At 55.3% G+C, this 12679-nt stretch carries 10 protein-coding genes; 9 read left to right on the top strand and 1 reads right to left on the bottom strand.

Features of this window, described 5'->3' with window-relative positions:
* Positions 1-166 precede the first annotated feature (166 nt).
* The 3 genes from nadB to rbr all read left to right on the top strand — a co-directional run bounded on the left by nadB (position 167) and on the right by rbr (position 4760).
* Positions 167-1750 (top strand): L-aspartate oxidase, encoded by a 1584-nt coding sequence (nadB, locus tag B5G10_RS02400; RefSeq protein WP_087423180.1) that lies wholly within the window; start codon positions 167-169, stop codon positions 1748-1750.
* Positions 1751-1946: 196 nt separating this feature from the next.
* The gene (locus B5G10_RS02405) at positions 1947-4019 is read left to right on the top strand and encodes a prolyl oligopeptidase family serine peptidase (RefSeq protein ID WP_241147706.1); all 2073 of its coding nucleotides are present in this window, start codon (positions 1947-1949) and stop codon (positions 4017-4019) included.
* 165 nt (positions 4020-4184) lie between these two features.
* Positions 4185-4760, top strand: coding sequence for a rubrerythrin (rbr, locus tag B5G10_RS02410; RefSeq protein WP_087423181.1), 576 nt, complete (start codon positions 4185-4187; stop codon positions 4758-4760).
* Positions 4761-4879: 119 nt separating this feature from the next.
* On the opposite strand, the gene B5G10_RS02415 is transcribed toward rbr, so the two are convergent.
* Positions 4880-6163 (bottom strand): DUF2851 family protein, encoded by a 1284-nt coding sequence (locus tag B5G10_RS02415; protein WP_087423182.1) that lies wholly within the window; start codon positions 6161-6163, stop codon positions 4880-4882.
* A 213-nt stretch (positions 6164-6376) separates the two neighbouring features.
* Between B5G10_RS02415 and B5G10_RS02420 the strand changes: the two genes are divergently transcribed.
* From B5G10_RS02420 to B5G10_RS02445, 6 genes are all read left to right on the top strand, one after another.
* Positions 6377-7096 (top strand): dihydrodipicolinate reductase C-terminal domain-containing protein, encoded by a 720-nt coding sequence (locus B5G10_RS02420; RefSeq protein WP_087423183.1) that lies wholly within the window; start codon positions 6377-6379, stop codon positions 7094-7096.
* Positions 7097-7105: 9 nt separating this feature from the next.
* Complete coding sequence (locus tag B5G10_RS02425) at positions 7106-8554, top strand: S26 family signal peptidase (protein WP_087423184.1); 1449 nt, start codon at positions 7106-7108, stop codon at positions 8552-8554.
* 3 nt (positions 8555-8557) lie between these two features.
* Entirely contained in the window at positions 8558-9451 is an 894-nt protein-coding gene (lepB, locus tag B5G10_RS02430) for a signal peptidase I (RefSeq protein ID WP_087423185.1), read from the top strand.
* Positions 9448-10074 (top strand): WbqC family protein, encoded by a 627-nt coding sequence (locus B5G10_RS02435; protein ID WP_087423186.1) that lies wholly within the window; start codon positions 9448-9450, stop codon positions 10072-10074. Before lepB ends, B5G10_RS02435 begins: the two co-directional genes overlap by 4 nt.
* Before the next feature lie 151 nt (positions 10075-10225).
* Positions 10226-11128, top strand: a complete 903-nt coding sequence (epsC, locus tag B5G10_RS02440) for a serine O-acetyltransferase EpsC (RefSeq protein WP_087423187.1) — start codon at positions 10226-10228, stop codon at positions 11126-11128.
* Positions 11129-11151: 23 nt separating this feature from the next.
* Positions 11152-12672 (top strand): THUMP domain-containing protein, encoded by a 1521-nt coding sequence (locus tag B5G10_RS02445; protein ID WP_087423188.1) that lies wholly within the window; start codon positions 11152-11154, stop codon positions 12670-12672.
* Positions 12673-12679 lie beyond the last annotated feature (7 nt).

The following is a 12679-nucleotide window of genomic DNA, read 5'->3' on the forward strand; positions in this document are numbered from 1 at the left end:
CTATTTCAGATTCATTTTTTTCGCCCTACCCGACCCTTTTTTCTACCCGGGCGGCTATTCTACACAGAATCTGGGCGCAAAGGTACATTTTGTTGCAATTATTTCTATCTTTGTGCAAAGAAAAATGCAGAACAATCCCGTATTCCCTCCACAAAAAGAAAGAGAGATGATACGAAAATTCGACTTTTTAATCATCGGTTCCGGTATCGCCGGAATGAGTTTTGCCCTCAAAGTGGCACACAAAGGAAAAGTAGCCCTCATTTGCAAGACCGAACTGGAAGAGGCCAATACCTATTTCGCCCAAGGTGGCGTGGCCTCGGTCACCAACACCCTGGTCGATAACTTCGAAAATCATATCGAAGACACCATGATTGCCGGCGACTGGCTCAGCGACCGCGCCGCTGTCGAGAAGGTAGTGCGCGAGGCTCCCTCACAAATCAAGGAACTTATCAAATGGGGCGTCGAGTTCGACAAAAACGAAAAAGGAGAGTTCGACCTGCACCGCGAGGGTGGCCACTCCGAGTTTCGTATCCTCCACCACAAAGACAATACCGGGGCCGAGATTCAAGACAGCCTCATCAAGGCCGTCAAACAACACCCCAACATCACCATCTTCGAAAAACATTTTGCCATCGAAATCATCACCCAGCACCACCTGGGGGTAACCGTTACCCGGCAGACCCCCGATATTGAGTGCTACGGTGCCTATGTGCTCGACCTCAATACCGGCAAGGTAGATACATTCCTCTCCAAGGTAACCCTCATGGCTACCGGCGGCGTGGGTGCCATCTACCAGACCACCACCAACCCGCTCGTGGCTACCGGCGACGGCATCGCCATGGTCTATCGGGCCAAGGGCACCGTCAAGGACATGGAGTTCATCCAGTTCCACCCCACAGCCCTCTACCACCCCGGCGACCGCCCCTCGTTCCTCATTACCGAGGCCATGCGCGGATACGGCGCCGTGTTGCGCACCCTCGACGGCAAAGAGTTCATGCAGAAGTACGACCCCCGTCTGTCGCTGGCTCCCCGCGACATCGTGGCCCGCGCCATCGACAACGAGATGAAAAACCGGGGCGACGACCACGTCTATCTCGACGTCACCCACAAAGACCCCGAAGAGACCAAGAAACACTTCCCCAACATCTATGAGAAGTGTCTGAGCCTGGGCATCGACATTACCCGCGACTACATACCCGTAGCCCCCGCAGCCCACTATCTGTGTGGCGGAATCAAGGTCGATCTCGACGCCCGCTCGTCGATCAACCGCCTCTATGCCGTGGGCGAATGTGCCTGCACGGGTCTGCATGGTGGTAACCGCCTGGCCTCAAACTCGCTTATCGAAGCCGTGGTCTATGCCGATGCCGCTGCCAAACACAGCCTCAAGGTCATCGACAACTACTCCTACCAGGAGAACGTCCCCGAGTGGAACGACGAGGGAACCCAGTCGCCCGAGGAGATGGTGCTCATCACCCAAAGCGTCAAAGAGGTAGGACAAATCATGAGTACCTACGTGGGTATCGTCCGCTCCAACCTGCGCCTCAAACGAGCCTGGGACCGCCTCGATATTCTCTACGAAGAGACCGAAAGCCTCTTCAAGCGCAGCAAAGCCTCGAAAGAGATTTGCGAGTTGCGCAACATGATCAATACCGGTTATTTGGTCATGCGCCAGGCCATGGACCGCAAGGAGAGCCGAGGGTTGCATTACACCATCGACTATCCGCACCCCGATACCACGCCTCACAAGTAATCCCGCAGCGGTTCGGCCGCTGTTCGAGATAGAAAATACATAGACCCCTCAAGAGCCCGATACGCCGACTTTTTGAGGGGTTTATCAACTAAACAGGTAACAAATTCTAAAAAAACAGATGATGATGAAAAATCGACTCATCCCGGTCGCCCTAACGGCCATAGCGATGACCACATTTTCCAGTTGCAAACAAGTTATGAAAATAGAACACCTGCCTTATCCCGAAGCCGAACGCGGCAACGAGACCGACAACTACTTCGGGACCGAAGTGCCCGACCCCTACCGTTGGCTCGAAAACGACAGTTCTGAGGCAACGGCCGCTTGGGTGAAGGCCGAAAACGAAGTGACCTTCGACTACCTGTCGAAGATTCCCTTCCGCCAAGCCATCAAAGACCGACTGACCGAGTTGTGGAACTATCCCCAAGAGAGTGCCCCCACGAAAAAGGGCGATTGGCTCTACTTCTCGCGCAACGACGGACTGCAAAACCAGGCCGTCATCTATCGCCGGGCAAGCCAGGGGGCAGAAGCCGAAGTGTTCCTTGACCCCAACCAACTGTCCGACGACGGAACCGTAGCCCTGGCCTCCACCTCATTCTCGAAAGACGGCAAATATTTCGCTTTCGCCACCGCGGCTTCGGGTTCGGACTGGGTTGAGATACACGTCATGGAGACCGAAAGCAAACGCCAGCTCGACGACTGCATCAAGTGGGCCAAATTCTCGGGAGCTACCTGGAGTGCCGACGGCAAAGGATTCTATTACAGCCGATACGACGAGCCCAAAGATGGCGTGTTTACCTCCAAGAACGAATATCAAAAAGTCTATTATCACCAAGTAGGCACCCCCCAAAGTGCCGACCGCCTCGTCTATACCGACCCGAAACACCCGTTGCGCTACTTCTCGGCCTGGGAGAGCGACGACAGCCGCTGGACTTTCATATCGTCGTCGGAGGGAACGTCGGGCAGTGAGATACTCTACAAGCGAAACACCGACTCCTCGTTCAACGTGCTGCTCCAGGGATTCACCCACGACTACAGCATCGTCGAGTGCGAGAACGACCAGCTCTATGTCATGTCCAACGAGGGGGCCGAGAACTATAACCTCATCAAAATCGACCTCAACGACCCCTCGAAACGCGAGGTGGTGATTGCCGAGAAAGAGACTCTGCTCGAACGGGTAAGCGCAGCCGGCGGTTGCCTGATGGCCGTCTATCTCGAAGATGCCCAAAACAAGGTTTACCAATACCGCATGGACGGCTCGCTCATTCGCGAGGTTACCCTGCCGGGCATCGGCACGATCGACGGGTTCAACGGCGAGAAGGAGGATACCCAGCTCTACTACTCGATTACCACCTTCACGTCCCCGGCAACCAGCTATTCGTTCGACATCGAGAGCGGAAAATCGACACTCTATCTGCGCCCCGAGGTTGCCTTCAACCCCGACGATTTCACCACCGAGCAGATATTCTTCACCAGCAAGGACGGCACACGCGTGCCCATGTTTGTCTCGTACAAGAAAGGGCTGAAACTCAACGGTAACAACCCCTGTTACCTCTATGGATACGGCGGTTTCCAGATAAACCTCACCCCGTCGTTCAGCCCCTCGTCGATCATGTTTATGGAGCAGGGCGGCATATATGTATTTGTCACACTGCGCGGAGGCCTCGAGTATGGCGAGAAGTGGCACAAGGCCGGCATGCTCGAGAACAAACAGAACGTATTCGACGACTTCATTTCGGCAGCCAAATACCTCATCGATAACCGATATACCTCGTCGAAAAAGCTGGCCATTGCCGGTGGCTCGAACGGCGGTCTGCTTGTGGGTGCCTGCGAGGTACAGCGCCCCGACCTCTTTGCCGTGTGCCTGCCCAGTGTAGGGGTGATGGACATGCTCCGCTACCACAAATTCACCATTGGTTGGGGATGGGTTGTAGAGTATGGTTCGAGCGACAACCCCGAGCAGTTTGAATACCTCTATAAATACTCGCCGCTGCACAACATCAAAAAGGGCGAGAAATACCCCGCCACACTTATCACCACCGCCGACCACGACGACCGGGTAGTACCGGCCCACTCGTTCAAGTTTGCGGCTCAGATGCAATATGCCCAGGCCGGCGATGCCCCCATTCTCATCCGCATCGACTCGAAAGCCGGACACGGAGCCGGCAAGCCGGTGTCGAAACGCATCGACGAGGCCACCGATTGCTACGCTTTCCTCTTCCAGAACACCAATACGCCTTATGTTACCGTAGAGCAGATGAAAGAGAAATAAAAAAACAGATACTAACCTAATGACGAAACGGGTTCGGCAACTGTGCCGAACCCGTTTTCGTTTTATCACCCCTACCCCTTTTAAGAGAAAAAATCTTTTCCATTCGTTTTTTCTGAACCTTTTCACGGGCCGTTTGTTCTTACTGTACAAAAACAAATTGCCACTATGAAATCGATTCAAGGAACCCTAACCGAACAAAACCTGCTCAAAGCCTTTGCCGGCGAGTCGCAGGCCCGCAACCGATATACACTCTTTGCCCGCAAGGCCAAAGAAGAGGGATATGAACAGATAAGCGCCGTCTTTGCCGAAACGGCCGAACAGGAGTTGGCCCACGCCACCCGTTTCTTCAAGTTTCTGCAGGGGGGCATGGTCTCGATTACTGCCGAATACCCGGCCGGACGCATAGGTACCACGGCCGAAAATCTGCTCGAAGCAGCTGAGGGCGAACGCCTCGAATGGAGCGACCTCTACAACGACTTCGAGCAGGTGGCTACCGACGAAGGTTTCAAGGATGTGGCTACTGCCTTCAAGATGATTGCACAGGTCGAGAACTTCCACGAATGGCGTTACCGCAAATTGCTCGAGCGGCTCAACGACGACACCCTCTTCAAACGCAATACTCCTATCCGCTGGCAATGCCGCAACTGTGGCTACATCTACGAAGGTACCGTGGCCCCGGCCCGATGCCCGGCCTGTCTCGAACCGCGCGCCTTCTTCGAACCCGCCCGAGAGAACTATTAACTGCACCGAAACAAAACTACCTATCTTTTCATACGACCCTACCCGTGGCTCGCGATCTCCCCTTCGCCCGTCACGGGTACTTTTTTTGGGGGGAGGAAAGGTTCTCCACGAACAGAAGGCTATCGTCTCAAAGCCGAGCGTGAAAGCAACTTGTGCCCGATGCGGCAATAGAGACACTTGTGAGCCTGACAATACTCGTTGTTGAGTTGTATCACCGCCTGGCTCTCGAGAGCATTGGTCACCCCTATACCCATGGCGGCAAAGCGACGCACAATCGAGTTATTCTCGGGACGCAACGACTCGAGCAGACTCAGCGCCCGGTCGGTCATCGCCTCGTTACCGGTAGAAACGCCACAGGCATAGAGCAAGGGTGCCACGGCATTGATGAGCACGATATCGACAGCCCCCTCGCCCAACACCGCATGCGACTCGGGCGAAGTGTGTCCAAAAAGATAATGCGTGGTCCAGTAGCCCGAAAGCTCGACCTTGAAAATAACCCGAAGCTCCTCGTCGTTACCCGCCTCGCAAATGCGCGAAAAGAGGTTGAAACCCCGGTGTATGTATTGTGCCAGCATGGCGATGCGCCGGTGAGGGAAATTGGCCGGTCGCAGTCTGAAGAATTTCCAGCTGTCGAGATTGATGGGCGTGAGCCCGAATTTGTTTCGCAAGAAGGCATACTCGCTCGTCAACCGGGCATAATAGTCGTCGCCCGCACATACCCCCTCGACCAGCAGCCCGGCCTGTCCGAAGAGGAAAGCCTCGACCTGCGACAGCGAGTCGGCATGTTTCTGCATGAAACGCAACGGCAGACTGCGGGCCAACCGCTCGAAAGCGTCGCCGTTGATACCGAAACCCAAGCTGCGGGCTACCACCACATAGCACACCTCCTCCCAACTACCCCGATAGAGCGACAGCCAGTCGTGCAACCGCTGAGCTTTGGCCTGTAGCCGCTCCACGGCCAGCGACGAAATCCAGTCGGCCAGCAAAACCGGGTCGAAATCGCCTATGAAACGGGCACACGACTGGTGGGGCGAGTGGGCAACCAGCGACTCGTAATCGGCCCGAAACGTGGGCGAACAGGCAAGAACCAGTGTAGGAATCTCCTCGCCGTTGGTGCGATAGACCGGGGTGTCGGCCACCTCGACCACATGCAATACCACCGAGTCGTAGGCCGGGTCGAGGTGATGGTTGTGTCGTCGCCAGTCCGAGGCACGCCGGTGAATCTCCACATTACCGGCCCACACACAGCCATCGACCCCGATTTTGGCGTTGAAAAAATCGGGACCCGAATCGGTATTCAACCGACCCACGTCAATAACCCGCACCTTGCGCCCATCGACCGTAGTCAGGTGCGACGCATCGAACAGCCGGTGCTGCCACACATATTGCATGAGTTTCTCCATACAGACTTTTCTATCGTGTGTTTTTCACTCTCTCTATTCCTTTCGAGAAGGTGATAGTTCGACACGAATAAAAACCTAAAACTTTGTTTTTATCTGCCTTTGCGCTCACCATTCTCTATCTTTTATTATCTTTGTCTCTGCATATATGCAAATTAAACCAACCTTGTTGAATAAATCGGTACAAACCGAGATGTTTTGTAACAGAAGTTTGATATGAAAATAGCACTTATCGGATACGGAAAAATGGGACACGCCATCGAAGAGATAGCCCTGTCCCGCGGTCATGAAATTGTATGTCACATCGACAAAGACAACCAGGAAGATTTTGACTCGCCTCAATTCAAGAGCGCCGATGTGGCCATTGAATTCACGGCACCCAGTGTGGCTGTGGGCAACTACCGCCGGGCCTTTGCCGCCGGCATACCCGTCGTGTCGGGGACCACGGGCTGGCTCGAGCATCTGCCCGAGGTAAAAGAGGCCTGCGAGCATGGACAGACTTTCTTCTACGCCTCCAACTTCAGCCTGGGTGTGAACATCTTCTTTGCCGTCAACAAATACCTGGCAAGCATCATGAACCACTTCCCCCAATACTCGGTGAGCCTCGAAGAGATTCACCACATACACAAACTCGACCACCCCAGCGGCACTGCCATCACGCTGGCCGAGGATATCATCTCTCAACTCGACTCGAAAAATTCGTGGACCGAAAATCTGCCCGCCCCGGCCGATGCCATTCCCATCGTAGCCCGTCGCGAAGGCGAGGTGCCCGGTACCCACTCCATCACCTACGACAGCCCGGTCGATTCGATTCGCATCACCCACGAGGCCAAGAGCCGCAAAGGGTTTGCCCTGGGAGCCGTCATCGCCGCCGAGTTTACCGTAGGCAAGAAAGGTTTTCTCACCATGCAAGATCTCTTCTCGTTCCTCAAATAACCCCCTGTCATGGATCAAAAAGCGCCTTCGAAATATAGCCTTGCCGAACGGCTTAAAAAGGTCAAAAAGACCCGCTGGATACGATTCTCGATCGTAGCCCTCATCTATATCGGCTGGACCATCTGGCTCAACAACTACTATGTGCTGTTCGGGCTCCTGCTCCTCATCGACATCTACCTCACCCAGTACATCCCCTGGGGCTGGTGGAAGACGAGCAAAAACCGCACCGTGCGCACCGTCATGGAGTGGGTCGATGCCATTGTCTATGCCCTGGTATTGGTCTATTTCATCTTCATCTTCATCTTCCAGAACTACCAGATACCCTCCTCGTCGCTCGAGAAGTCGATGCTGGTAGGCGACTATCTGCTGGTGAGCAAGATGAGCTACGGTCCCCGCGTGCCCAACACTCCGCTGCACTTCCCTCTGGCCCAGCACACCCTGCCCATACTCAATACGAAATCGTATATCGAGTGGCCGCAGTGGGCCTACCACCGGCTCAAGGGTTTCGGCAAGGTCGAGCGCAACGACATCGTGGTGTTTAACTTCCCGGCCGGCGATACCGTGGCTACCAAGCAACCCAACCCCGACTATTACACCCTCTGCTTCTACGACGGGCGCGAAGCCGTCAATCGCAACAAGGCGCTCTATGGCGACATCATTTACCGCCCCGTAGATCGTCGCGAGAACTATGTGAAACGTTGTGTGGGTCTGCCCGGCGATACCTTCAGCATTGTCAAAAACGATATCTATATCGACGGTGTGAAGCAGCCCCGCCCCAAACACATGCAGCTCAACTACCTGGTAAAGACCAACGGTCGTTACCTCGAAAACAGAGACTTCGAGAAGTGGGGTATCAGTGTCGATGACCGTGTACCCCTCGACATATCGAGTGTCAACGCCCGCATGAACCTCACCAGTTGGGGCATCACCCCCAACCCCGACGGCAGCATGAACCCCGTCTATGAACTCCCCCTGACGCAGGCCATGATCGAGGAGATGAAGAAAGACTCGTCGATCGAGCAGATAGTTGAAGAGCCCGGATTCCTGGGCGGACAGACCTACCCGCTGGTAGCCTCGAACACCTGGACCCGCTCGGACTACGGCCCCGTGTGGATTCCCAAGAAGGGTGCCACCCTCAAACTCACCCTCGAAAACCTGCCCATCTACGAGCGGCCCATTGTTGCTTATGAGCACAACACCCTGCAAGTGAAGGATGGAAAAATCTATATCAACGGCCAGGAGACCGACTCCTACACCTTCAAGATGGACTACTACATGATGCTGGGCGACAACCGCGACAAGTCGGCCGACAGCCGCTACTGGGGCTTTGTACCCGAAGACCACATCGTGGGCAAACCTATGTTTGTATTCCTCTCGCTCGACAAGGACAAAGGTCTGTTCAGCGGAAAAATCCGCTTCAACCGCATGTTCCGGTCGGTCGATAGCCTCGTCAACTAAACGATGAAAAGAGAGACCATACGCACGATTCTCATCACGGTAATCGTCATTATCGCGGTGGTGTGGTCCATTCGCTTTTTCGTGGCCGAACCCTACTGCGTAGCCCCCGGACAGATGGAGAACAGCCTCTTGCCGGGCGACCGCCTGTGGGTCGATAAGTGGTCGTTCCGCTGGGGCAACCGCACCCCGGCCCATCGCGACCTGCTGGTCTTTGCCTTGCCCTCGCTTTACCAAACCCAATCGTCCGTTACCGAGGTGGCCATGGCCCGCTGCATCGGGCTACCCGGCGACACCATCCGCAGCACCGGCAACCGACTGTATATCAACCGACGGGCCGTGGCACAGCCACCCCTCATTCTCGAGGCCTACCTCTCGCCCGACTCGATGAAAAACACCGTCAACCGCATCCTGCGACACGACGGAGCAACCTTTGTCGAGCAAGGAAAAGTGGGCGACAACCGGCTGCTCTTCCTCTCGCGCTACGCCTACGAGAAGGTGCGCCACGAATTGGCACCCGACTCGCTGCTCTACCCGGTATTCCTCAATCGCGACAGCTACGAGATAGAACTCCCCTCCCGGGGAAAATCGATACAGGTCACCCCCCAGAACGCCGAGTGGCTGGCCCGACTCCTCACCCAATACGAGAACCTGCCTGTCACCTGCCGCAACGGGAAAATCTATGAGAACAACCGCGAAGTGACCCGCTGCCGGCTCTCGCAAGACTACTACTGGGTCATCGGCGACAACCGGGCCGGCCTGGCCGACTCTCGCACCTTCGGCCCCCTGCCCCACTCCCTGCTTATCGGTAGAGGGCTGTGGATAGGCTACTCGAGAGACCCGCAAAAACCATTCTGGCAATCGTTCCGCACCGACCGTTTTTTCAAGAAACCGCTATGACCACAGTCTATCTCTCTACTGCCTACTTCGCTCCGGTATCCTACTACATGGCGATGCTCGCCTACGACCGCGTAGTCGTCGAGCAGTGGTGCAACTACACCAAACAGACCTACCGCAACCGCTGCCACATTGCCGGTGCCAACGGAATCCTGTCGCTCTCGGTGCCTGTGGTCAAGCCCGATACCCTCAAGTGCCCCACCCGCGACATACGCATCTCCGACCACGGGGAGTGGCGCCACCTGCACTGGAACGCCATTGCCTCGGCCTATGGCTCGTCGCCCTTCTTCGAGTACTACCAGGACGATATACGACCCTTCTTCGAGAAGCGATACACCTTTCTGCTCGACTTCAACGAAGCGATTCGGCAGATCCTCTGCGATCTCATCGGCATCGCCCCGCACGTGGAATATACCACCCGGTATGCCCAACCCGCTCCCGGCGAAACCGACCTGCGCGAAGCCATCCACCCCAAACGGAATATCGCCGAAACCATACCCTCGATGCACCTCAAGCCCTACTATCAGGTATTTGCCCCCAAATACGGATTCCTGCCCGACCTGAGCATACTCGACCTCCTGATGAACATGGGCCCCGAGTCGATACTTATCCTCAAAGAATCATAAGAATTACTCCTTAAAGAGTTCATTATCGGCTATATTTCTTATCTTTGCCCCTAAATACAAAATAGGCTGCCCATCCGCCCTACCACACCTCTTGTGCAATCGTGACAGAAAAGCAGCACTATCTTGGCTCCATCAAATAGTTAACATTCACATGAGCAGCTACAAATATGCCGAAAATCTGAAAGAGACGGTCAAGAAACTATCCGATTTCCTTTCGCTCGAAGAGTTGCACCACCAGAGTTGCAAGGGAGAGATGCTCCCTTCGGGAAAACAACTGCAAGAGCTCATCGCCCTCTGTCGCTCGCTCATCTTCCCCGGGTTCTACGGCTCTCCCGACGTGAGCGACAAGAACCTGCTCTACCACACCGGTATCAACACCGAGAAACTGTTTGACCTGCTCGTGCAGCAAATCACGGCCGGGCTTCTGTTTGCATCCAACGACCCGCTCGTACATACCGATCCCAAAATCATCGAAGAGCTGGCCGAACAGAAGGCGGTCGATTTCATATCCTATCTGCCCGAAATGCGGCGCATACTCTCGACCGACGTCACCGCCATGTACAACGGCGACCCCGCTGCACAGAGCAAAGCCGAGGTTATCTTGTGCTATCCCGCCATACGGGCCATCTGCAACTATCGCATCGCCCACAAACTGCTCTCGCTGGGCGTGCCCCTCATTCCCCGCATCATCACCGAGATGGCCCACTCCGAGACAGGTATCGACATACACCCCGCCGCCACCATAGGCGAATACTTTGCCATCGACCACGGCACCGGCGTAGTCATTGGAGCCACCTCGATCATAGGCAACCGGGTGAAACTCTACCAGGGTGTCACGCTGGGTGCCCGCAGCTTCCCCCTCGACGAGAACAACAACCCCATCAAGGGAATCGCCCGCCACCCCATCATCGAAGACGATGTAATCATCTACTCCAACGCTACCATACTGGGGCGCATTACCATCGGCAAGGGGGCCGTCATAGGCGGTAACATCTGGGTAACCGAGAATGTAGCCCCCGGCGAACGCCTTGTACAAGCCAAAGCAAAACAGTAAAAAACCTACAATACACACGCGTCGTGAACACCGAAAAATTTGAAATCGTAGCCAAAACCTTCCAGGGCCTCGAAGATGTCCTGGCCGAAGAGATAAAACAACTGGGTGGCGAAAACGTAAAAATGGGTCGCCGGATGGTCTCTTTCACGGGAGACAAAACCTTGCTCTACAAAGCCAACCTGGCCTGCCGAACCGCTCTGAGAATACTCAAACCTATCTATAAGTTCGAAGCCTCGGACCCCGACGAAGTCTATGAAAAGATGAAGGCCTTCCCCTGGGAGACCCTGCTCACACCCGAGACCACCTTTTCGATCGACTCGGTCACCTACTCCGACAGCTTCAAACACTCCAAATTTGTCACCTACCGGGCCAAAGATGCCATCGCCGACTACTTCATGGAGAAGAGCGGCAAACGTCCGTCGGTGCGCCTCAACGGAGCCGAAGTCGTGCTCAACCTGCACATCTCGCACATGAGCTGCACCCTCTCGCTCGACAGCTCGGGCGAGTCGCTCCACAAACGCGGCTACCGGGTGGGACAAACCGAAGCTCCCATCAACGAGGTACTCGCCGCCGGCATGATACTCAAGACCGGCTGGCACGGCGAGAAAGACCTCATCGACCCCATGTGCGGCTCGGGTACCATACTCATCGAAGCCGCCCTCATCGCCACCAACACCTATCCCGGTATCTTCCGCAAGAACTTCGCCTTCGAGCGGTGGAAAGATTTCGACGAAGAGCTCTTCGAAACCCTCTACAACGACGACAGCCACGAGCGTGAATTCACCCACCGCATATACGGCAGTGACATTTCGCCCCGGGCCATCGACATCGCCACCCAGAATATCAAGAGTGCCGGTGTAGCCAAATACATCGATCTCAAAATCATGCCTATCCAGCGATACGAAACCGCTCCCTCGCCCGAGGGAATACTCATCACCAACCCGCCCTACGGCGAGCGCATCTCGTCGAGCGACCTGCTGGGCCTCTACGAGTCGATAGGCAACCGGTTGAAACATGTGTTCAAGGGATACGACGCCTGGATCATCAGCTACCACAAGGAGTGCTTCGACCGGATAGGGTTGAAACCCTCGGTGAAAATCGACCTCATGAACGGAGCGCTCGAGTGTGAATATCGCAAATACGAAATCTTCGACGGACGCTACAAGGAGTTCAAAGGCGAAGGACGCAATCTCGACAAACAACGCTACGACTCGCCCCGACGCCACCACGACTCGCATGAAAGCTCGCCCTACAACCGGCGCAAAAGCTTCGGCAACCGTCGTGACGAACGTCCCGAACGCAAAGACTGGAACGAACGCAGAGACCGAAACGAACAGGGCGAACGTCCTGCTTTCCGCCCGGGCTTCAAACCCAAGGGACGTCCCTTTGAGCACCGCGACCGATTCAATGCCGAAGGCGAAAAACCCAAACGGCTGCACGGCGACGAAGCCTTCCAGAAGTTCGTCACCTTCAAGCAACCCTCGATCAAACCCAACGACGAGGCTAACAAACCTCAAGAACCAGAGACCGATAAACAAGATTAATACCTAA

The organism is Barnesiella sp. An55 (assembly GCF_002161555.1).
Classification (GTDB): domain Bacteria; phylum Bacteroidota; class Bacteroidia; order Bacteroidales; family Barnesiellaceae; genus Barnesiella; species Barnesiella merdipullorum.